We start from the raw sequence: 21068 nt of genomic DNA on the forward strand, positions 1-21068 counted from the left end.
CGTCGTGGAATCGTTTGGCCAACGAGGATTCGCGCCCTCCCGATACGGGAGACGGGTGGGTCACACGCCAATGAGTGACATTCGTCCTTCTATCGCAGATATCCGGACTGTTTGGCCCTGATGTCCCGATCATGAAAAACGCCGGGCCCGACGGGACGAATCCCGCCGGGCCCGGCGTCGGTACGCGTGCGCGGCTCCGCCGCGGTCAGGCGTCGATCCGCGAACGATCCAGCAGCGAGGCGGAGTTGGTGATGAACTCCTTGCGCGGCGCCACCTCGTTGCCCATCAGCAGGTCGAAGACCCGCTCGGCCGCCTCCAGGTTGCCGAGGTTGATCCGACGCAGCGTGCGATGCCGGGGGTCGACCGTGGTCTCCGCGAGCTGATCGGCGTCCATCTCGCCCAGACCCTTGTACCGCTGGATCGGGTCCTTCCAGGCGATGCCTTTGCGCTGATACTCGAGCAGCGTGCTCTTCAGCTCGGCGTCCGAGTACGTGTAGACGTACTTCTCCTGGCCCTTCTTGGGGCGCGACAGCTCGATCCGGTGCAACGGCGGCACGGCCGCGAACACCCGCCCCGCCTCGACCATCGGACGCATGTAGCGCTGGAAGAGGGTCAACAACAGAATGCGGATGTGCGAGCCGTCGACGTCGGCGTCCGCCATGAAGATGATCTTGCCGTAGCGGGCCTGGTCGATGTCGAACGTGCGCCCCGAACCCGCCCCTATCACCTGGATGATCGCGGCGCACTCGGCGTTCTTGAGCATGTCCGACACGGACGCCTTCTGCACGTTCAGGATCTTGCCCCGAATCGGCAGCAGCGCCTGGAACTCCGAGTTGCGGGCCAGCTTGGCGGTGCCGAGCGCCGAGTCGCCCTCGACGATGAACAGTTCGCTGCGCTCGACGTCGTCGCTGCGGCAGTCGGCCAGCTTGGCGGGCAGCGCCGAGGTCTCCAGGGCGGTCTTGCGCCGCTGGGCCTCCTTGTGTTGCCGGGCGGCGATCCGGGTGCGGGCCGCGGAGACGACCTTCTCCAGGACGGCGCGGGACTGGGCCTTGTGGTCACGGGCGGTGGAGGTCAGGAACGCCTTGAGTTCCTTGGCCACCACGTTCTGCACGATCCGCGCGGCGGCCGAGGTGCCCAGCACCTCCTTGGTCTGCCCCTCGAACTGCGGCTCGGCCAGCCGCACCGTGACCACGGCGGTCAGACCCTCGGTCGCGTCGTCCTTGGTGATGTCGTCCTCGGCCACGCGCAGCAGTTTGGTCGCGCGCAGCACGTCGTTGACCGTGCGCCGGAGCGCCTGGTCGAAGCCGGCGACATGGGTGCCGCCCTTGGGCGTGGCGATGATGTTGACGAAGGAGCGCAGGGTCGAGTCGTAGCCGGTGCCCCAGCGCAGCGCCACGTCGACGCCCAGCTCGCGCTGGACCTCGGTGGGCACCATGTGCCCCTGCTCGTCGAGCACGGGCACGGTTTCCTTGAACGTGCCGGAGCCGGTGAAGCGCAGCACGTCGCACAGCGCCCGGTCGGGAGCGAGGTACTCGCAGAACTCGCTGATCCCGCCGGAGTAGTGAAAGAGCTGTTCGTCCACTTCGCCCGGATTCGCACCATTGCGCTCATCGCGAACAACAATGGTCAGTCCGGGCACCAGGAACGCGGTCTGCCGGGCCCGCGAGTACAACGATTCGAGGTCGAGCGCGGCGTCCTTGAGGAAGATCTGCCGGTCGGCCCAGTAGCGCACCCGGGTGCCGGTCTTGGCCTTGGCGATCTTCTTGATCCGACGCAGTCCGTTACCGGCACTGAACGGAGCGTCGGCGTCCAGGGTGGCGAACTCGCCGGGCACACCGCGACGGAACGAGATGGCGTGGGTGTGCCCACCGCGGTCCACCTCGACGTCGAGGCGGGCGGACAGCGCGTTGACCACGGAGGCGCCGACCCCGTGCAGGCCGCCGGACGCGGCGTAGGAACCGCCGCCGAACTTGCCGCCGGCGTGCAGCTTGGTCATCACGACCTCGACACCGGACAGGCCGGTCTTGGGCTCCACGTCGACGGGGATACCTCGACCGTTGTCCCGAACCTCCACCGAGCCATCGGCGTGCAGGAGCACCTCGATCCGGTCGCCGAAGCCGCCGAGGGCCTCGTCCACCGAGTTGTCGATGATCTCCCACAGACAGTGCATCAGGCCCCGACTGTCGGTGGAGCCGATGTACATGCCGGGCCGCTTGCGGACCGCGTCGAGACCCTCGAGGACGAGGAGATGCCGCGCGGTGTAGTTCGAGTGGTCGGGTTCGCCCACCAGGAGCGCGGTGGACTGCGCGGTCGTCTGGGCGGTCACGCGGTGCAACTCCTCGCATGTAGTCGAGTAGTCGGATCGCCGCACACGCGTCGATCCGTGCGGCGCACTCGCGGTGCCCGGGCCCGCGCAGACGGCCCCGGTGATCACCCTCGTCGCGCCGGAGAGCAAGGCTACCGGGGCCCGAAGACAGCCCGGCGACGGCTCGCCGCCGCATCCTAGCCGGCATCCGAACACATCTTCGACCACCCGATCGGGTGGCCGGCATGAACCGTACGCGCACAGGGCACGTCCTATGCACAAGGAACGAGTTGCAGAAGGGGTGTGCCGAGAAGCTGTTGAACATGACACGATCACCCCGGGAACGTTCGAGGCTGATTTGATGTTGGACATCGATGAAGGCTTCGTCGAGTAGAGAAGAGGCGACGTGAATTCGGTTCTGACACCCGCCAGTCCGTTGACGGCCGCCGACCGTTGTGATCGGTGCGGCGCCCAGGCCTACCTTCGGGTAGTCCTTTCCAGCGGCGGCGAACTGCTGTTCTGTGCGCACCACGCCCGCAAGTTCGAGCCGGAACTTCGGAAGGTGGCCGTGGAGATACAGGACGAGACCGACCGCCTCACGGCGGTCCCCGTTACCGCACCGGACGACGACAACTGACCAGACAGCCGACCCTCTGAGATCCCGACGAGCAGACATCGCGCCGATGGCGGTCACCGCGAGGTGGCCGCCATCGGCGTCTGTCACTGTCGCCCACCGGAGGGTCCGAGCCCGGAAGGCGCGTGATATCCCTCACAATCCGGCGGCATCCCGGATGTCTCGGACGAACGCGGCGACCCGGGTGTAGACCCCGGGTTTGCCCGCGAGCGCGCAGCCGTCGCCCCACGACACGATCCCGGCGAGCCGGCCGCCGATCAGCAGCGGCCCCCCGCTGTCCGCGCTGCACGCGTCCTTGCCACCCTGCGGCAGGCCGGCGCACACCATGGCCTTCGCGTCGTAGGTCCCCAACCGCCCACCCGGGTAGGCGCTGCGGCAGGTCGCGTCCGCCACCACCGGCACGGTGACCTGCCGCAGCATCGGGGAGTAGTCGCCCCGTCCCGTGGTGTCACCCCACCCGATGACGGTCGACGCCGTTCCGCTCGTGTAGACGTCGGCGCCCTGGGCGACCAACTCGGCGCTGCCGGTGGCCAACGGCTCGCCGAGAGTGAGCACCGCCCAGTCGCCGGAGAGCACCGTCGGATCGAAGCCCGGATTCACGTACCCCGTGCGGACCACGACCTCGCGGCCCTGGGTGGTGCGCAGATCGGTGCGTCCCTGAATCACCTTCAGATCCGGGCGGTCGTCGCGTCTGCCGTTGCGATCGAACATGCAGTGCGCGGCGGTGAGCACCTTCGTCGGTGCGATCACCGTGCCGCCGCAGAACTGCCCCGAGCGCGCGGAGCCGTACTCGGCGCGACTGGACAGGGCCACGGTCCACGGATATGTCGCGGTGTCCGCGGGCGACCCGCCGACCACCCCGCGCGGCGGCCCGGAGGGCGTGGCCCCCGTCAGCACCGCAACCAACACGGCCACGACCAACGCGACCGTCGAACCTCGTGTGTATCGCCGGATATCGCTGCGCCTGTTCCGCTCGGGCTCTCGCACCATCATGGGGAACCTCTCGCCGGCTACCGTCAGGTAGAGTCCGGTGCCCCAGCGTGGCGGTCGGGAATCATTCGCCCGGGCGAACGGGTGACCGTGACGGTGAACCCATACGCGAAAGCCCCGGATGGTGTATCCGGGGCTTTTTGCGGTGCACGCCGGCCGGCCGCTAGTCCAGGTAGTCGCGCAACACCTGGGAGCGGGACGGGTGGCGCAGCTTCGACATGGTCTTCGACTCGATCTGCCGGATCCGCTCGCGGGTGACCCCGTAGACCTTGCCGATCTCGTCGAGGGTCTTGGGCTGGCCGTCGGTGAGCCCGAAGCGCATCGACACCACGCCGGCCTCGCGCTCGGAGAGTGTGTCGAGCACCGAGTGCAGTTGCTCCTGGAGCAGGGTGAAGCTGACCGCGTCGGCGGGCACGACCGCCTCGGAGTCCTCGATCAGGTCACCGAACTCGCTGTCCCCGTCCTCGCCGAGGGGGGTGTGCAAGGAGATCGGCTCGCGCCCGTACTTCTGTACCTCGATGACCTTCTCGGGGGTCATGTCGAGTTCCTTGGCCAGCTCCTCCGGGGTGGGCTCGCGGCCCAGGTCCTGGAGCATCTGGCGCTGGACGCGGGCCAGCTTGTTGATCACTTCGACCATGTGCACCGGGATCCGGATGGTGCGTGCCTGGTCGGCCATCGCGCGGGTGATCGCCTGACGGATCCACCACGTGGCATACGTGGAAAACTTGTAGCCCTTGGTGTAGTCGAACTTCTCCACTGCCCGGATCAGCCCCAGGTTGCCCTCCTGGATCAGGTCCAGGAAGAGCATGCCGCGGCCGGTGTAGCGCTTGGCCAGCGAGACCACCAGGCGCAGGTTGGCCTCCAGGAGGTGGTTCTTGGCCCGCCGACCGTCCTCGGCGATGATCTCCAGTTCCATCCGCAGCTTGGGCTGGAGCTTCTCGCCGGAGCCGAGCTTGTCCTCGGCGAACAGGCCCGCCTCGATCCGCTTGGCCAGGTTGACCTCCTGCTCGGCGTTGAGCAGCGGGACCTTGCCGATCTGCTTGAGGTAGTCCTTGACCGGGTCGGCGGTGGCCCCGGCGGCGGCGACCTGCTGTGCGGGGGCGTCGTCCTCGTCGTCGGAGAGGATGAAGCCCTTGCTCTCCGGCTCGTCGGGCGCCGCGTCCTCGACGACCACCTCGGGCTCGTCGGGCAACTCCTCGGCGTCCGCGTCGGGTTCGCCGGCCTTGCCGGCGGCCTTCTTGGGCGCGGCCTTCTTCGCGGCGGCGGGCTTGGCGGCGGTGGGCTTGGCCGCGGCCTTCCTGGCGGTGCCGGCGGCCTTCTTCGCGGCGGCCTTGCGCGGCGCCGCCGCGGCGACCGGAGCTTCGGGGGCGTCGGGTTCGCCGGCCGGGACGACCGCGGCGACCGGCGGAGTCGGCATACTCTCGGCGACCGGCGCCGGCTCCGCGTCGGCCGTCACGGTGCCCGCGGTGGCGGCCCGGTTGGAGACCACGGTCTTGGTCGCGGTCCGCTTGGCGACGCTCTTGGCCGCCACGCTCTTGCGGGTGCGCTTGGGCGCCGCCGAGTCCGCGGCACTGACCATGATGGTCACACCCTCCTGGTCGAGAACCTGGTTGAGGCTGCGCAGGACGTTCTTCCACTGGGTGGCCGGAATCTGGTCGGCCTCGAACGCCTGGCGCACCTCGTCGCTGGCGATGTACCCCTGGGCCTCACCCCGCTCGATCAACGACTTCACGTTGACGAATTCGGCGATCTCGGGCGGGAGCGAACGGGATGTGCTGGCCGACACAAACAACCTCTCGACGATCTGGACGGCGTCACGGCCTGTCGAACAGGCAAACGCCGCCAAGCGAACGACACTCGGGCGGACAGCGTGGTTCCGGCAAACCGGTTGCACTGGAGTCAGCGCATCGGCCTTTTTTGCTATTCCCGAACGGCTGCCACCTTCGTACTCATCGGGCCAGGCGACGAAGTGTTACGCACCCGTTCGGTGGCGCAGCTCACACGATTCCCCCTTGCGGTGCGCGCCACACCCTGTGTGAGGGATCCGGCTCATCCGTCCCCGGTGATCCGTACCCCCAGGATGGTCACGTCGTCGTCCCGATCGCGATCGCCGAGCAGTCCGTCGAGGGTGCAGGTGAGCAGCGCCTCCAAGCCCTCGTTGGCCCCTCGGGCCACCTCCACCAGGTCGTCCAGGCCCTCGTCGATGCCGCGTCCGCGAGTCTCCACGAGCCCGTCCGAGAAGCCGATCAGGATGTCTCCGGGATCGAGCCGGATGGTGTGCTGGGTGCGTGGTTCGGCCACTCCCAGGGGGGTGGACTCCTCGCCGATCTCGACGAGTCGGGCCTTGCCGTCGGCGGAGACCACCACCACCGGCAGATGCCCCGCGTCGGCGAGGTCGAGCAGGCCGGTCGCCGGGTCCACCACCGCGTAGACCAGCGTGGTCAGCGACTCGTCGTCCTCGGTCGCGGTGAACAGCCGGTCCAGGCCGGTGAGTACGGCGGCGGGCTCGGGATCGGTGAAGGCCAGCGCGCGCAGCGCCGAGCGGACCCGGCCCATGCCGGCCGCCGCGGTCAGCCCCTTGCCGATCACGTCGCCGACCACGATCGCCACCCGCCCGTCGGGCAGTTGGAACACGTCATACCAGTCGCCGCCGACCTCGAAGTCGGGGGCGCCGGGCAGATAGCGAAAGCCGAACTCGACGCCGCGCACCGCCGGTAACCGCTCCGGCAGCAGGCTGCGCTGCAGCGCGACCGCGGTGCGATGCTCGCGCTCGTAGAGCCGGGAGCGCTCGACCGCGAGCGCGCACTGCCCGGCGAATGCCTCCAGAAAAATTCGGTCGTCCGGCTCGAACGCGCGGCCGTCGTCGAAGGTGTAGCGCAGCACACCCAGCGGCGCGCCGGAGCCGATCAGCGGCAGGATCGCCCGCGCACCGCCTGGGCCGTCCTGCGAGGTGTAGCGCGCGATGCCGTCGGTGACCGCGGCCACCAGGTCCGCCGACCAGCCGGCGGGCAGGCCGCGCCGACGCGCGCCGGTGCGCTGCGCGGGCACGTTCGGCCACGGATAGGCCGGTGCGGTCTCGTCCAGCAGATACGCCTCGGAGCGGGCGGCGGCGATGCCGGTGCCGAGTTCGCCGACCGCCTCCGCGACCTCGGGCACGCTCAACGCGCCGGCGATCCGCGCGGTCATCGCCTGCAACCTGGCGGTGCGCCACTGGCCGGCGCGCAGCAGTTCCGCGCACCGGCGCTGCTCGGTGACCTCGCGCACCACCAGCAGTACGCCGAGCGCCGGGCCACCTCGATCGCCGGGGTCGCACACCGGCAACCACTGTGACTCGTACGCCCGTTCGGCTCCGCCGTCGCGGCCCGCGCCGGTCCGGTCGGCCGGCTCGGCCGGCTCGGCGGGGTCCGCGGTGCCGTCGGGGTCGGTCGCGTGCGGCTCGACATACGGCTCGCCGCAGGCCAACACCCGGGACACCACCGCCTCGATCCGCCGGCCGCGCGCTGCCGGGTAGACCTCGGTGGGGCGCCTGCCCAGCAGGTCCTCGGCCGGGCGCCGGTGCAGCCCGGCGAGCGCGCCGCTGACCCGCCGACAGCGCAACTGCCGGTCGTAGAAGGCGAACGCCGTCGAGCCCTGGTCGGTCAACGTGTCGAGCAGGGCGGCGTCGAGGTCCGCGGGTCGCCCACTTCCGACTGTGTCGTCGTTCATTGCCTCACAACCCCACCTGTTGGCAACTCCGGGCCGGCGAGTCAGGTATCGAGAGTACGCAGCCGAACCCCCTCACCGGGAGGATTGACCCGAACTCTCCGTACGCCGCGAAAGCGGGCGGGTCCGGACATACGCGCGCCCCTTCGTCGACCCGTGCGGTGGGTCGGCGAAGGGGCGATGCGTGCGTGCTCCCGGGGCTCGGATGGCGCTGGTCCGCGAGTGCCGGTCAGCCCTCGCGGGGGGCGGGGAATTGCCGGTCCACCTCGGGATGCACCGCGAGCAGCGAGCGCATGGCGGCCTCGGCGCTCTCGCCGTCGCCGGCGGCGACCGCGTCGACCAGGCGCGCGTGCAGCGCCACGGACGCCTCGGACAGGTGCTCGCAACCGGCCACATGCCCGCCGGAGACCTGGAGGGCGGCGGCCAGGATGCTCGCGAGGTGGTCGAGCATGCGGTTGCCGGCGACCTGGAGCAGCAGGCCGTGGAACTCGGCGTCGGCGCGGCTGAAGGTGAGCGGGTCGGGCTGGGCGACGGCCCGCTGCATGATCTCCACGACGTCGCCGAGCCGGCGCACGATCTCCGGGTGGTTGCGACACGCGGCCATGTGCGCGGCCAGCGGCTCGATGCCCCAGCGCAGTTCGAACAGTTCGCGGCGCTGCGAATCGCGCTGCGGGCCGCAGGCGCGCCACTCGATCACGTCGGGATCGAGCAGGTTCCAGTCGCTCACCGGGCGCACCCGGGTGCCCACGTTGGGCCGGGCACTGACCAGGCCCTTGGCCTCCAGGACCCGGAGCGATTCGCGCACCACGGTCCGGGAGACCTCGAAGCGCTGGCCGATCTCCTCGGGCACCAGCGGGCGTTCGGCGCCCACCTCGCCCGCGACGATCATCTGGCCGAGCTGCTGGACGAGTTGGCCGTGCAGGCCCCGGCCCCGGCCGACGCCGGGTTTGCGGACGGCGCGGGCCGGTTCGAGGTCGGGTCCGTCCCACACGTACGGCCGGCGGGACATCGGGTCGGTGCCGGCGGCGCCCGGCTCGCCGGCGCGGAACGCGTCGGCCGAGCCGCTCGCCGGGGCGTGGGTCATTGTCTGATGGGCAGCGATACTCACGCTCTCCATCTCGGCCTCGAACGGGTCGGGCTTGAGCAGCAAACCCGCTCTCGGCTGAAAAACACACGAAAGGGTGATCTACCTTGCGGGTCGATCGTCCGAAAGTGTGACGTCCATCCGGCCCCCTCACGCCCGCCGGCGGGCGAAGGTGATCATTGCCACGGCGAGGCACCCGAGGGTGAGGCCGCCGAGCACCGCGGCGCCCACGAGCGGGGACAGGCCGTCGCCGGAGACCGCCAACATCCGGTCCGCGGCGCGGAACGGAAGGTAGCGGACCAGGTCCCGATGCGCCTCCGGGACGCCGGCCCGAATGGCCGCCGCGACCAGCCGTTCGGCGCCCGCGGGCAGCGCCGCGGCGGCGACCGCGAGCAGCGGCGCGCCGCGCGAGAGGACGCCGACGGCCAGGCCGAGCAGGGCGGCGAGCACCACGTAGCCGACGAATCCGGCCAGCACGCGGGGCGCGGGGGCGGCCAACGCCGCGTTGTCCGGGAAGGTCGGGCCGAACACGGCGCGGGCGGTGGCGACGTTCGCGGCCACCGCGAGGACGGCGAGCAGCGCGGCGGCGAGGGCGGTGCCGACGACCTTGGCCAGGAACACCCGGTTGCGCCGCGGCAGGGCGAGCAACAGCGTCGGCAGCACGTCCCGCCGCTGCTCCCGAGCACACGCGAGCGCGGTCGCGAGCATGATCGCCGGGATCAGTACGGGGGTGCGTCCGGGCCCCGCCGTGACCAGGTGTGCCACCGCACCGGACCCGATCGGTACACCCCCGGCCTGGCGAACCGCCACCCAGGTGGCCCCGGCACCGAGCGCGAGCAGCCCGAGCGCACCCCACCAGGTGGCCCGCAGACTCCGCGCCCGGGCGAACTCGTACCGAATCGCACTCATGCGCTCTTCACCTCGTCACTCCGCTCGCCGACCCGCCAAGTCCGCCCGAACCGCCGCCGCCGAGGCAACGGACCACCGGCCTCCTCGACCGAACCCTCCGGACCCGCCTCCCCCACGACGGCCACCTCCACGGAAGAGCCACCATCCACCCCACCTTCCGCCTGCGGCTCCCCGGGCCACCCGTCGACGGACCCGGGGTCGGGGGGTCGGGGATCGGCGAGCCGCGCGTTGGTGGGTTGGGCATCGACGGGTTGGACGTCGTCGACGGGGCGCGGGTCGGCGGGTCTGGGGTCGGGGGGTCCCGCGTCGGCAGGCCGGGGATCCGTGGATCGCGAGCCGCCGGGCCGCAACTCGGCCGGTCGGGCGTCGGTACGTCGGGCTTCGGCAGATCGCAGGTCGATGGGTTGGAGGTCGGGGGATCGCGGGTCGGCCGGTCGCGGGTCGGTGAGCCGGGGGTCGGCCACCCGCGTCTCGGCCGACCACGTCTCGGCCGACCATGCCTCGGCCGACCGCACTTCGCTCTCCGACACTTCACTCGCCGGCCGTTCGCCGCCCGACCACACGTCGGCCGCCGCGTCCTCCGTCGACCGCGCGTCGACCACGGGCGCTTCGGCCGACGACCTGTGCGCCGGCCCTGCGCCCGCAGGCGGTACAACAGTCGTGAGCACTTCGGTCGACGCTACGTCCGCCGGCCGCGTGCTCGTCGATCGTGCGCCGCCCGCCTGCGCTTCGGCCGCCGATACGTCTGCGAGCCGCGCGTCACCCGCCGGCAGTTCGGTCGCGCGCCGTGCGCCGGTCGCCAGTCCTTCGACCGAGCGTGCGTCCGCCCGTCGTGCGTCCGTCGGGCCCGCGTCGCTCGCCGGCACCTCGGTCGTACGGCGGACACCGGTCGCCAGTCCCTCGACCGAGCATGCGTCCGCCCACCGTGCGGCCGTCGGGCCCGCGTCGCTCGCGAGCGCCTCGGTCGCCGGCGCCTCGGTCGCCGGCGCCTCCGTCGGTTGCGCACCCGTCAGGCGCCCGTCGGTCGCCTGCACCTTGGTCCGCCGCGCGTGGCCGGGCCACGCGTCCATCGACCGTGGATCGGTCGCGAGCGCGTCGGTCGCCGGCGCTTCCATCGGCCGAACGTCGCTCGCCCGCACCTCCGTCTGCCGTGCCCCGGTCGCCCATCCCTCCGTCGACCGTGCCCGGATCGGCCACGCGTCTGCCGGCTCCGCATCGGTCGCCGGCGCCTCCGGCGGGTGTGCGTCGGTCGCCGGCGCCTCGGTCGACCGTGCGTGGGGCAAGCCTGTGTCGGTCACGAGCGGCCTGGTCGCCAGTACCTCGGTCGGTTGTGCGTCCGGCAGGGGCGCGTCACCTGCGGATGTGGCGCTCGGATGCGTGGGCCTCGGAGCCGATGTGGCCGCGGGGTCGGCTTCGGCCTCGGGCGTCGGTTGGGGGCGGGCGTGGGTGCGAGTGAGGGCGTTCGTGAAGGCGTCGCCGAGGGCCGGGGGCCGGTCCAGCAGTTCGTGCAGGAGGATGCCGCCGCGGAAGGCGATCTCACCCACCCGGGCGCGGTCCGCGCCGATCGCGGTCAGGGTGGTGCCGCCGGGGCGGGTGGTGTGTACCCCCTCGGACCGCAGCAGCGCGGACAACCGGGCCACCTGCGGAGTGCGTACCGACACCGCCTCGCCCGCCCCGCGCCGGCGGAAGTCGGCCGCCGACTCGTCGGCGACCAACCGCCCCCGACTGATCACCAGGACCCGGTCCGCGCAGTTCGCCGTCTCGGCCAGGATGTGGCCCGCGACCAGGACCGTGCGGCCGTCGGCCGCGTACGCGCGCAGGAAGTCGCGCAGCCACCGCACCCCCTGCGGGTCGAGCCCGGTCGCCGGCTCGTCCAGGATCAGCGTGCCCGGGTCGCCGAGCAGCGCCGAGGCCAGCGCGAGCCGCCCGAGCGCGCCCGCCGAGAGCACCCGGACCCGGGCACCGGCCACGGGGGTCAGCCCGACCAGGTCCAGCACCCCGTCGACCCGCCGCGCCGGGATCCGGCCCGCCGCCGCCAACATCCTCAGATGCGCGCGCACCCGCCGACCCGGATGGGCCGCAGGCGGGCCGACGCAGGCCCCGACCTCGATCCCCGGCCGACTCAGCCGGCGATAGCGCCGACCGTCGTAGCGGGTCTCGCCGCCACCACGTTCGAGGTCGAGCATCAGGCGCAGTGTGGTCGACTTGCCCGCGCCGTTGGGCCCGAGCAGCGCCGTCACCTGCCCCGGGCGTACGTCGAAGGAAAGGTCGTCGACGGCCACGATGCCGCCGTATCTCTTGGTCAGCGCACGTGTCTGGATCATCGCCATCGCCATCGCTCCTGGTCATCCCGGATTCGGGAGATCTTTGGATCTTTGGCAACATACCGACGAAACCATGATTTTCCCGGCATTTGACGCATATCGGCGAGCTGCGGAAAATTCCATCGAACCTGGACAGGTTGCCGTCTCCGGGGGGACCATCGAGATACCGCCGATTACGCCCCTGGAGGTCGGCATGTCTCTTCCCGATCCGGATGTCCTGGACGCCGTGCGCCGCAGGCGGGGCGACCTCGACGACGCGTTGTTGATCGTCCGTGACGGTCTGGTGGAGGACCGGTCGGGCCCGCACCGGGTGGCCGCCCTGCGCGCGGGACTGCGGCAGTTGCGGGCCGATCTCTACGAACACGTCGCGGCCACCGAAGGTCCCGGCGGTCTCTACGAGGAGGTGCGCCGCGCGGATCCCAGGTTCGAGCAGACGGTGTGGCGGCTGCGCGGTGAACACACCCGGCTCGGGCTGCTCCTCGACGACCTGGTGGCGGGCATCGCCTACGCACCACAGGATCCCGCCGGATGGCCGTCGCTGCGGCCTCGGGTGGTGGATCTGCTCGCGCTCCTGGTCCGCCATCGCAGCCGGGACGCGCAGCTGGCCTACGACGCGGTCGCACTCGACATCGGCGGCCAGGGCTGACCGGCCCCGGGCCGGGCCGGTCATCCTTTGGACCTCGAACCTCGAACCTCGGACCCCCGCGGCTATCGCCCGGGGGTCACGCCTCGGGCCTGAGCATCGGCGGATTGAGCTTCTCCGCCGAGCCGCGCCGGAAGAGCTGGGCGGGCCGGCCGCCCTGTCGTGTGGTGGTACCGCCCGTGGGCACCAGGAAGTCGGGCGTGCCGGTGACCTTGCGGTGGAAGTTGCGCGGGTCGAGCGCCACGCCCCACACCGCCTCGTAGACCCGGCGCAGCTCGCCCACGGTGAACTCCTCGGGACAGAACGCGGCGGCCAGCGAGGAGTATTCGATCTTGGAGCGGGCCCGTTCCACGCCGTCTTCCAGGATCCGCCCGTGGTCGAAGGCGAGCCGACTGCCGTCGCCGAGCAGTTCGCCGACCGAGGACCAGCGCGCGCCGGCCGCGTCGCCGCCGGGGCGCGGGGCGGGCAGATCCGGGGCGAGCACCAGATAGGCGACGCTGACCACCCGCATCCGGGGATCACGGCCCGGGTCGCCGAACGTGGCGAGTTGTTCGAGGTGCACGGGCAGCCGGTCCAGGCCGGTCTCCTCGGCGAGTTCGCGGACCGCGGCGGCCTCCAGGCCCTCGCCCTCGCGCACGAAGCCGCCGGGCAGCGCCCAGGCACCCTGGAACGGTGGTTCGCCCCGACGGATGGTCAAGGCACTCAGAGCGTGCTCGCGCACCGTGAGGACGACCAGATCCACGGTGACTCCGAAAGGCGGAAAGAGCGAGGTCTCGGAGCGCGGCATGGGGCGATCCTAGTGCCCGGAGGCCACTAGCTGTCTGGCTGACGATAAAACCGATCCCGGAGCGTCGGCCCACCCACCGCACGCGGTCGGTGGCATCGCGTCACCGATCGGCCCGGTTCGGCCTCGCCGCTCGGGTCCCCCGCCGGTCGCCCGTCAGATCGCCAATTCCAGGCCCTCCGCCGCCGCCTCCACGATCGCCTGGCCGGCCCGATTGACCCGCACGGTGAACGGTTCGCCGCCGATCCGCAGGTCGCGCAGTTCGAGTTCGCCCAGGTCCAGTGGCCCGCCCGGACGCACGGTGACCCGGCCGGTCGGGACATCCGGGCGGATCCCGGCGAACGCCACCAGGACCGGCAGGATCGCCCCGGCCGCGCGCGCGAGCGGCCGGCACGCCAGCGGATGGGCCACCGGCGCGTGGCCCTCGGCGCGCTGCTCGCCCGCGTGCATCTCCGGCATTCGGTACTGGAACCAGGGCGCGGCGTCCAGCAACCCGGCGAACAGTTGTTGCGCGGCGTCGAGGTGACCGGCGCCGGCCAATCCGGCCACCGCCACGCACGTGTCGTGTGTGCGCACCACGCCGCCGCGGGCCGCGAGCGGGTGGTAGCCGGGGGTGCGGGCCGAGCTGCCCCGCAGGCCCCAGCCGCAGTCCAGGTCGGGCGCGGTCAGCCGGTGCGCCACCGCCCGGTTGCCGGTGTCGTCCAGGATGCCGCTGGCGGGCAGGTGGGCCATCGCCGACGAGGCCACCGGGATCGGCCGGCCGCCGGGGTCGAGCGCCGCCGCGTAGTACTCCCCCGCCGCGTCCTCGGCCCGGAACGCCCGCCGAAAGGCCGCCCCGAGCTGCTCGGCCCGCTCCCGCAGCGCGCCGCCACCGGGCAGGTCGTGGGCGTCCAGGAGGTCCGCGCCGTGCCGCGCGGCCTGGTAGGTCTGCGCCTGGAGTTCGCACGGCGCGGGCCCATCGGGACCGAGCCGGACGAGGTCGCCCGAGCGCTCGCCGAACGTGCGCGAGAGATGCCCCAGCGCGCGGACCAGCGCCGGCAGCAGGGTGGTGGTCTCGGCGGCGGGCAGCCCCCAGTGACACGCCTCGGCGAACAGCGTCACGAACAGCGCGGTCGAACCCGCGCAGTCGTAGCGCACCCCCTCGCCGGGTCGACCCAACGTGTGCGGGATCCGCCCGTGGTCCTCACCGAGCCGCGGCAGGGACCGGACCCCCTGCCGCGCCGCGAGCAGCCGTAACACCCCGCTCGCGAATCGGGTGCCGAGCGGCAGCAACATCCGCGCGGTCCACAGCGCGTCGCGCCCGGCGGGGGCGAGCTGCCACGGCGCGCCGACCACCGGAAGCACCGTGGTCGACAGCTCGGGATCGGGAACCACGAGCAGCGCCCGCAGATCGCGCAGCCCCTGGTCGACCCAGGCCGCCACCCGCACGTCGTCGCAGCGCACCCGGGGCTCGGTCCACGGCGGCTGCCCGAAGACCGCGCGCGGGCCCGCCCGCCCGGGGGCCGGCTCGGCGAACACACGCAGTTCGACCGCCCACGAACGGGCCGGTTCCAGACCCACCTCCCAGCGCAGCGTCGCGCCGGCCGCCAGGGCCGTGTCCGGCGCGGGCTCGGCCGCGGCCCGCACGGACATCCCGTCCGGCGCGGTCCAGCCCAGGCCCGCCGCCGCGACCCGGGCGGGCAACTCGACCGGTCGCCGGCCGGCCCGCAGCGCGTCCAGCGGGACCAGGTCGGCGCCGAGCGCCAACTCGACCGGGAAGTACAGCGGCCGGCGCCCGGTGTTGCGCACCACGATCCGTTCCCGGCCGTCGGCGAACCGGGTGCGTTCGACCACCAGCGCGGGATCCGGCGTGGTGTCCGCGGCGAAACGGCGCATCGCCAGGTAGCGCACGGTGCCCGCGGCGACGACGTGTCCGGACAGCGGTTCGGGCTCGATGCCGCCGATCGTCAGCACGTTGCGCGAGAGGGTGCGCCGCCCGTCGTGATACATGCCCTGCACGCCGTCCCCGCGCAGTTGCCCGTCGTGCCCGCTGATCGCCATGCCCGGCGCGTCCACGCAAACGAGCGCGTCGTGCGCGACGGGATGCGGGATCGTACCCACGGTCATCGCTCTCGTCTCCCGCCTTCTCGTCGATCCCGCGCGGATCCGGCCCCACCGCCGACACCGCCCGGGAGCCACCCCTGCCCGGCCCGCCCCGGCCCGGATCCGCCCGATCGAAGACATGTCCCAGGGCCAACGGTCATGGCGCCCGGTTGGTCACGGCATCGCGGAAGATCCGCCGACGCACCTCGGCGGCGCTCAGTGGGCTGTTGATCGCCGTATGCAGCAGCCGCGCCATCGTGTAGTCGGCGTCCGCGCGCAACGCCCGGGTCACCGCGACCCGGGCCAGCACCCCGTCGCCGACCGTCCAGGCCGCCCAGGCGGCCAGCGTCAGCGGCGGTGCGGACGCGGGCGCGAAGGCCCGGCGGGCCAGCGCGGTCCACAGCGCGAGCAGGGCCAGGTCCTCGGTGTTGCCCGGCAGCTCGCCGTGCCAGGCCATCGCCTCGTCGCGCACCCGCGCGTCGCCGAGCCCGAGCACGAGCCGCGCCGCCTCGTCCGGCGCCAATGCGGTGTCGCCGGCCCGAAATCGGGCCCGATGACCGGCCAACGCGGCCAGCGTGGGCCGCACCGCGAAGCCCGAGGGGTCCGCCCGCACGGCGGCGTAGGCCCGCAGTATCCGCTCGCGCATCGCATACTCCGGCGGTCGGAACCGGTGCACCAGGTCGGCCAGCGAGGCCGGTTCGGGCAGCCCGGCCCAGACCGCCGCGGCGGCGACCGTCGAGCTGCGCTCGGTGCGCAGCGGCGTGCCCTCGGGCGGGCAACACCGGGTGTCCGTGCAGCCGTAGGACCACCAGCGTTCGGTGGTCACGCACACCGCCTCGCGCACCTCGATCCCGTGCCGGTCGCAGGCGCCGGCGATCGCCACGTGCAGTGGCCGCAGCCGCTCGACCACCGCCGATCCGACCTCGCCCGGCGAATCGGGCGCGGCCGGCTTCGCCGACTCCCCCGCCACGGCGCCGTCCGGGTATATCGCCACCGCCACCCCCCGAGCCCCCGTGCGCACCAGCAGGCGGGCGAAGTGCCGGGCGGCGATCGCGAAGTCGGCCGGCGCGGGCAGATCGTGGCGCAGCACCGGGCCGACCCGGCAGCGCTCCCCGGGCAGGATGCCGAGCAGCACCACGCTGTCCGTGGGCCGCACCCCGATCAGATACGGCACGGCCTCCACCAGATCCGCGGGCGAACGCACCCGCAGGACGGACTGCGGGGACATCGCCGTGAAGGGTGTGCGGTCGAAACCGTCGGTGTCGTTCATGCCGCGAGCCTGCGCCCGGGCCCGGGCGGCGGCCGGCCCCAGCCGTCGAGCTGTGCACAACTCGGCCCCTGTGCCTACCCGCCTTGACAGGAACACCGTTCGCCGGCTGTCCACGTCGCGCCCGACGCGCGACCTCGTCGGCGACCTCCCGGATCCGGTCCGCGCAGGTCGTCGACGACAGGCGCAGCGGACACGTTTCTGCACAAACCCGCGCACTCCCTTTCCCCTTCTCGTCGGGAGGGGGCTACAAAGGGGGCATGACCGAGGACCGCGACACCGCCGATTCCGCCCGTTCCGCATCCGCCACCGACCTGCGCGCCCGCGCCGACGCGGTGCTTCGGGAGCTGGTGGGCGGCGCCGCGCGGCTGCGTGCGGACCAGTGGCGGGCGGTCGAGGCGCTGGTCGCCGACCGGCGCCGGGTCCTGGTGGTGCAGCGCACGGGATGGGGCAAGTCGGCGGTCTACTTCGTGGCCACCGCCCTGCTGCGCGAGCGCGGCGCGGGCCCGACCGTGATCGTCTCGCCGCTGCTGGCCCTGATGCGCAACCAGGTCGACGCCGCCGCACGCGCCGGGATCCGGGCCCGCACCATCAACTCGGCGAACGTGGACGACTGGGACGCGGTGCAGGCCGAGGTCGCCGACGGCACGGTGGACGTGCTCCTGGTCAGTCCCGAGCGGCTGAACAATCCCGACTTCCGGGACGGCGTGCTGCCCAAGCTGGCCGCCGGCACCGGCCTGCTCGTGGTCGACGAGGCACACTGCGTGTCCGACTGGGGGCACGACTTCCGCCCCGACTACCGCCGACTGCGCACCCTCTTGGAGGACCTGCCCTCGGGCGTCCCGGTGCTGGCCACCACCGCGACCGCCAACGCCCGGGTGAGCGCCGACGTGGCCGAGCAGCTCGACCCGGCCGGCGACGCGCTCGTCCTGCGCGGCCCACTCGATCGGGAGAGCCTGTCGCTCGGCGTGCTGCGCCTGCCCGACGCGGCCGAGCGGCTGGCCTGGTTGGACACCCACCTGCCCGAGCTGCCGGGCTCGGGGATCATCTACACGCTGACCGTCGCGGCGACCGAGGAGGTCACCGCGTTCCTGCGCTCGCGCGGTCACGCGGTCGCGTCCTACTCGGGCCGCACCGAGGACGCCGAGCGCCGGGTCGCCGAGGCCGATCTGTTGGCGAACCGGGTCAAGGCGCTGGTCGCCACCTCCGCGCTCGGCATGGGCTTCGACAAGGGCGACCTGGGCTTCGTCGTGCACCTGGGCGCGCCACAGTCGCCGATCGCCTACTACCAGCAGATCGGCCGGGCCGGGCGCGCGGTCGAGCGGGCCGACGTATTGCTGCTGCCGGGCCAGGAGGACGAGGCGATCTGGCGCTACTTCGGCTCGCTCGGCTTCCCCGCCCGCGAACAGGTCGAGCGCACCATCGCGGCCCTGGCCGCCGCCGGGCGCCCGCTGTCCACCCAGGCCCTGGAACCGCTGGTGGAGCTGCGCCGCAACCGCCTGGAACTGATGCTCAAGGTGCTCGACGTGGACGGCGCGGTCAAGCGGGTGCGCGGCGGCTGGACGGCGACCGGGCAGCCGTGGGTCCACGACGCGGAGCGCTACGCGCGGGTGGCCGCGGCGCGCGAACACGAGCAGCAGTCCATGCGCGACTACCAGGCGGACGGGATCTGCCGGATGGAGTTCCTGCGCCGCTGCCTGGACGACCCGGGCGCGGGCCCGTGCGGGCGCTGCGACTCGTGCGCGGGCCCGCGCCACGACGCGCGGGTGGATCCCCGCTCGCGCGACGCGGCCCGCGCGGCGCTCGGCCGGCCCGGCGTCGAGGTCGAGGCGCGCCGGATGTGGCCCACCGGCATGGCGGTCGCCGGGATCGAACTCAAGGGCCGCATCCCCCAGTCCGAGCAGGCCGCCGCGGGCCGGGCGCTCGGGCGCTCCTCGGACATCGGCTGGGGCAACCGGCTGCGCCCGATCCTGGCCCCCGGCACACCCGACGGGCCGATCCCCGACGCCGCGTTCGACGCGGTGGTCCAGGTCCTGGCCGCGTGGGGCTGGCAGCGCCGGCCCGGCGCGGTGGTGACCATCGCGTCGCACACCCACGCCGCGCTGATCGACAGCCTGGGCGCGCGACTGGCCGAGGTCGGCCGGATGCCGTGGTTGGGCCGGGTGGAATACGCGCCCGGCGCGGGCGGCCCGGCGCCGCGCAGCAACAGTGCCCAGCGGCTGCGGTCGATCGCCGACGCGTTCGTGCTGCCGCCCGATCTGGCCGAGCAAGTGGCCCGGGTGCGCGCTCCGATCCTGCTGGTGGACGACCGCACCGACACCGGGTGGACCCTCGCGGTGGTGGCCCGCATGTTGCGCCTGGCGGGCGCCGTCGAGGTGTTGCCCCTGGTGCTCACGATGGAGGGGTGACTCGGCACCGCCGGCCGCCGGCCGGTCACTCGGACGTATCGAACGATCACCTGTACGTGTTGCCGAGTTCGCGGGGCGCACGCAAGAATCGACAAGGCGTTCTCTTCACTTTCCCGCGCGGGCCCCGCGGCGCTGCTCCGCCGCGCGCCACCCGTGGTCAAAGCGCGCGCCGCTGTCCGTTCCGGACGGAAGGAGGACCGTGCACATCGCCGCAACCGCCTCCTCGGCGTCGGCCCCCACCGGCACACCCTCGGCCGGTTCGTCCCGCCGGCTGGACCCCGAGTCCTGGCACACGCGCGAGATCCCGCTGCTGCGCGACCCGCGCACCCTGCTCAATCGGCTCGACGAGTTGCACCGACCGCCCGCGCGCACCGCGCTGGTCGCCGTCCTGGACCACGCCGAACGCCCGGTCGCGGGCGCGTCCTTCGACATCGGCGAGGGGCACACCGACGGCTGGCGCTGCCGCAATCTGATCCTGGCCCACCTGCGCCTGATCGTGCCGGACGACCTGCGCCGGAGCACCCCCACGCACACCACGGTGCTGCTGCTGCATCGCCCGGGCGGCCGGGACTGGCAGCCGGACGACGGTCGCTGGATGTGGGGGCTGCACGACGCGTGCGTGCTGCACGGCCTGCGCTGCGGCGCGTTCGTGATCGTCGCCGAGGACGGCTGGCGGCCGGTGGCCGACGGGCGCTGCGGGCGAACTCCGGCGCTGCGGCCGGGCCGACCGGTCGATCCCGGCCCCGATACGCCGATCAGGGCAGCGGGCATCGCCCCGGCCCGCCCCGCGAGCGAACTGCCGCAGGTGCGTTATCTGCCGGAGACGGGGCCCGCTCCCCTGGTCCGACCCTCCGCGTCCTGACGGACGCGTTCGATCAAGCGGTGAGACCGCGCGCGGCGAGCCAGTCGACCAGATCGGTCGTGACCGTCAGCGCGTGGTCCTGGACGAGCTCCGGGCTTTGCAGCCGAGTGCGCAGATGTTGCGCGTGGAACGGCTTGATCCCGGCGATCAACTTGCGCACCCCGAACATGTTGCAGAACGCCCGGTCGTCACCGGCCGAGAAGGCCCGGTCCCATTCCTGGCGTTCGGTTCCGAGCAGGGTGATGTACGCGTACCGATTCAGATAGCCCGACAACATGTCGATGACGGTGCTACAGGCCCGGTACTGCTGTAGTTTCAGCCGGTCCTCCTGGTCGCTGAGGAACCGGTCAAGGAGCTGCGCGATCGACGGCGATTCCGACATGGCAACGAACCGTAGCCGACCGTGGCGTTTCGCGGGGCAGGGGGCCCGAGTTCGCGCGGACCGGCTGCGCACGGGCCCCCTGCGTGCTACGCGGTGCTACGCGACACCGGTGAGCGCGCGCACGCGCTCGATGTCGCCGCAGACGGTGACCGACGCCCCGGCCGTGAGCGCCGCGGTCAGGATCTGCCCCGCGTCGTCCGGGTCGGCGAACCCGTTGACCACGACGACCACCGCGGCCCGCCGCAGCGGACGCGAGGCGGGCAGCGACGCGTAGAACACGTCCTTGCCCTCGTCGTATTGGCGCCAGTACTGCGCGGCGCCGAAGGTCTCCTCGTGCTGCTGCCACGGGTGCGCCCCACCCGTGGTCAGCACCAGGATCGAGCCGGGTTCGGTACCGGCCTCCAGGAGCGCGTCCACCGCGTCGTCGGCGACGTCGAAGACGTTCTCCTCGGTCGCCGGGATCAGCGTCAGGCGCGGCGCGGCCGGGGCGGGCTTGCCGGGCTTGGCGGGGGTGGGCTTGGCGGCGCTCGCCTGACGCGGCACCGCGGGCTTGGGCGGTCCGGGCTTGGGGCCCGGCCGCGGTCCGGGCTTGGGTACCGCACCGGACGGACGGGGTACGGACGGGGTTTCGGGTGCGGACGTCGCGTCCGCGGTGTTTTCGGCAGTCACCGGATTCACAGTCATGTCTGGGG

16 protein-coding genes are annotated in these 21068 nt (G+C 72.8%); 4 read left to right on the forward strand and 12 right to left on the reverse strand.

The window, feature by feature from the left end; translation table 11 throughout:
- Positions 1–205: 205 nt before the first annotated feature.
- Positions 206–2326 carry a DNA gyrase/topoisomerase IV subunit B gene (locus ABIA38_RS28815; protein WP_424641776.1) on the reverse strand — a complete coding sequence of 707 codons (2121 nt, stop codon included), beginning with the start codon at positions 2324–2326 and terminating at the stop codon, positions 206–208.
- Between the two features lie 385 nt (positions 2327–2711).
- On the opposite strand from ABIA38_RS28815, the gene ABIA38_RS28820 reads away from it, so the two are divergent.
- The gene (locus tag ABIA38_RS28820; protein WP_020555816.1) at positions 2712–2942 is read left to right on the forward strand and encodes a DUF7455 domain-containing protein; all 231 of its coding nucleotides are present in this window, start codon (positions 2712–2714) and stop codon (positions 2940–2942) included.
- A 132-nt stretch (positions 2943–3074) separates the two neighbouring features.
- On the opposite strand, the gene ABIA38_RS28825 is transcribed toward ABIA38_RS28820, so the two are convergent.
- From ABIA38_RS28825 to ABIA38_RS28850, 6 genes are all read right to left on the reverse strand, one after another.
- Positions 3075–3929: a S1 family peptidase gene (locus ABIA38_RS28825; protein WP_424641815.1), complete on the reverse strand. Its 855-nt coding sequence runs from the start codon at positions 3927–3929 to the stop codon at positions 3075–3077.
- A 163-nt stretch (positions 3930–4092) separates the two neighbouring features.
- Positions 4093–5721 carry an RNA polymerase sigma factor gene (locus tag ABIA38_RS28830; RefSeq protein WP_424641777.1) on the reverse strand — a complete coding sequence of 543 codons (1629 nt, stop codon included), beginning with the start codon at positions 5719–5721 and terminating at the stop codon, positions 4093–4095.
- Positions 5722–5978: 257 nt separating this feature from the next.
- Positions 5979–7634 carry a SpoIIE family protein phosphatase gene (locus tag ABIA38_RS28835; protein ID WP_424641778.1) on the reverse strand — a complete coding sequence of 552 codons (1656 nt, stop codon included), beginning with the start codon at positions 7632–7634 and terminating at the stop codon, positions 5979–5981.
- 226 nt (positions 7635–7860) lie between these two features.
- Positions 7861–8715, reverse strand: coding sequence for a FadR/GntR family transcriptional regulator (locus tag ABIA38_RS28840; RefSeq protein ID WP_360312855.1), 855 nt, complete (start codon positions 8713–8715; stop codon positions 7861–7863).
- A gap of 150 nt (positions 8716–8865) precedes the next feature.
- On the reverse strand, positions 8866–9624 hold the full coding sequence (locus ABIA38_RS28845) for a hypothetical protein (protein ID WP_424641779.1): 759 nt from the start codon (positions 9622–9624) through the stop codon (positions 8866–8868).
- A complete protein-coding gene (locus tag ABIA38_RS28850) occupies positions 9621–11954 on the reverse strand; it encodes an ATP-binding cassette domain-containing protein (RefSeq protein ID WP_424641780.1) in 2334 nt (777 codons plus the stop codon). The genes ABIA38_RS28845 and ABIA38_RS28850 overlap by 4 nt, the downstream gene beginning before the upstream one ends.
- Positions 11955–12141: 187 nt before the next feature.
- On the opposite strand from ABIA38_RS28850, the gene ABIA38_RS28855 reads away from it, so the two are divergent.
- Positions 12142–12594, forward strand: a complete 453-nt coding sequence (locus ABIA38_RS28855) for a hypothetical protein (RefSeq protein ID WP_424641781.1) — start codon at positions 12142–12144, stop codon at positions 12592–12594.
- Positions 12595–12670: 76 nt separating this feature from the next.
- Here ABIA38_RS28855 and ABIA38_RS28860 read toward each other — a convergent pair whose 3' ends face one another.
- From ABIA38_RS28860 to ABIA38_RS28870, 3 genes are all read right to left on the reverse strand, one after another.
- The gene (locus ABIA38_RS28860; protein WP_424641782.1) at positions 12671–13378 is read right to left on the reverse strand and encodes an NUDIX hydrolase; all 708 of its coding nucleotides are present in this window, start codon (positions 13376–13378) and stop codon (positions 12671–12673) included.
- 153 nt (positions 13379–13531) lie between these two features.
- A complete protein-coding gene (locus tag ABIA38_RS28865; RefSeq protein WP_424641783.1) occupies positions 13532–15481 on the reverse strand; it encodes a glycogen debranching N-terminal domain-containing protein in 1950 nt (649 codons plus the stop codon).
- Between the two features lie 133 nt (positions 15482–15614).
- Positions 15615–16727: a DUF4192 domain-containing protein gene (locus ABIA38_RS28870; protein WP_424641784.1), complete on the reverse strand. Its 1113-nt coding sequence runs from the start codon at positions 16725–16727 to the stop codon at positions 15615–15617.
- Between the two features lie 257 nt (positions 16728–16984).
- Between ABIA38_RS28870 and ABIA38_RS28875 the strand changes: the two genes are divergently transcribed.
- Together ABIA38_RS28875 and ABIA38_RS28880 are read left to right on the forward strand one after the other, a co-directional pair.
- The gene (locus tag ABIA38_RS28875; protein WP_424641785.1) at positions 16985–19132 is read left to right on the forward strand and encodes a RecQ family ATP-dependent DNA helicase; all 2148 of its coding nucleotides are present in this window, start codon (positions 16985–16987) and stop codon (positions 19130–19132) included.
- Positions 19133–19331: 199 nt separating this feature from the next.
- Positions 19332–19994: a hypothetical protein gene (locus tag ABIA38_RS28880; protein ID WP_424641786.1), complete on the forward strand. Its 663-nt coding sequence runs from the start codon at positions 19332–19334 to the stop codon at positions 19992–19994.
- A gap of 13 nt (positions 19995–20007) precedes the next feature.
- Here ABIA38_RS28880 and ABIA38_RS28885 read toward each other — a convergent pair whose 3' ends face one another.
- Entirely contained in the window at positions 20008–20376 is a 369-nt protein-coding gene (locus tag ABIA38_RS28885) for a hypothetical protein (protein ID WP_424641787.1), read from the reverse strand.
- 96 nt (positions 20377–20472) lie between these two features.
- Positions 20473–21045 carry a hypothetical protein gene (locus ABIA38_RS28890; RefSeq protein ID WP_424641788.1) on the reverse strand — a complete coding sequence of 191 codons (573 nt, stop codon included), beginning with the start codon at positions 21043–21045 and terminating at the stop codon, positions 20473–20475.
- Between the last annotated feature and the right edge of the window lie 23 nt (positions 21046–21068).

The organism is Embleya sp. AB8 (assembly GCF_049739465.1).
Taxonomy (GTDB): Bacteria; Actinomycetota; Actinomycetes; order Streptomycetales; family Streptomycetaceae; genus Embleya.

Excerpts from the sequence above, each read along its gene's own strand:
- ABIA38_RS28825 (WP_424641815.1), bottom strand. The coding sequence starts at position 3,929 with ATGGTGCGAGAGCCCGAGCGGAACAGGCGCAGCGATATCCGGCGATAC.
- ABIA38_RS28835 (WP_424641778.1), bottom strand. The coding sequence starts at position 7,634 with ATGAACGACGACACAGTCGGAAGTGGGCGACCCGCGGACCTCGACGCC.
- ABIA38_RS28840 (WP_360312855.1), bottom strand. The coding sequence starts at position 8,715 with ATGACCCACGCCCCGGCGAGCGGCTCGGCCGACGCGTTCCGCGCCGGC.
- ABIA38_RS28845 (WP_424641779.1), bottom strand. The coding sequence starts at position 9,624 with ATGAGTGCGATTCGGTACGAGTTCGCCCGGGCGCGGAGTCTGCGGGCC.
- ABIA38_RS28850 (WP_424641780.1), bottom strand. The coding sequence starts at position 11,954 with ATGGCGATGATCCAGACACGTGCGCTGACCAAGAGATACGGCGGCATC.
- ABIA38_RS28855 (WP_424641781.1), top strand. The coding sequence starts at position 12,142 with ATGTCTCTTCCCGATCCGGATGTCCTGGACGCCGTGCGCCGCAGGCGG.
- ABIA38_RS28860 (WP_424641782.1), bottom strand. The coding sequence starts at position 13,378 with ATGCCGCGCTCCGAGACCTCGCTCTTTCCGCCTTTCGGAGTCACCGTG.
- ABIA38_RS28865 (WP_424641783.1), bottom strand. The coding sequence starts at position 15,481 with ATGACCGTGGGTACGATCCCGCATCCCGTCGCGCACGACGCGCTCGTT.
- ABIA38_RS28870 (WP_424641784.1), bottom strand. The coding sequence starts at position 16,727 with ATGAACGACACCGACGGTTTCGACCGCACACCCTTCACGGCGATGTCC.
- ABIA38_RS28875 (WP_424641785.1), top strand. The coding sequence starts at position 16,985 with ATGACCGAGGACCGCGACACCGCCGATTCCGCCCGTTCCGCATCCGCC.
- ABIA38_RS28885 (WP_424641787.1), bottom strand. The coding sequence starts at position 20,376 with ATGTCGGAATCGCCGTCGATCGCGCAGCTCCTTGACCGGTTCCTCAGC.